Raw genomic sequence first — 243 nt, 5'->3', positions numbered from 1 at the left:
GTAAGACCCCTTGAAGACGACGAGGTAGATAGGTTGGAGGTGGAAGTGCAGCAATGCATGGAGCTGACCAATACTAATCGGTCGAGGGCTTATCCTAAAAGTATAAAATGCAGATTCGTTTCGTATCTAGTTTTCAGGTGATCAAACATCTGAACTGATTTTTAAAGCTGCATGTCCCTTCTAAGGATGGATATTTTGCCGGTGAATAATCATCGAAGCAAAGGCAGCGCAAAAATCCTGTTT

General features: G+C 42.4%; 1 rRNA gene. It reads left to right on the top strand.

Annotation, left to right across the window (positions count from 1 at the left end):
• Window positions 1-97, top strand: a 23S ribosomal RNA gene (locus RJP21_RS31130); the annotation flags it as partial.
• Window positions 98-243: the final 146 nt, after the last annotated feature.

The organism is Paenibacillus sp. VCA1 (assembly GCF_031583795.1).
Taxonomy (GTDB): Bacteria; Bacillota; Bacilli; order Paenibacillales; family Paenibacillaceae; genus Paenibacillus_AQ; species Paenibacillus_AQ albilobatus.
This window is presented reverse-complemented; position numbering and strand designations above follow the sequence as displayed.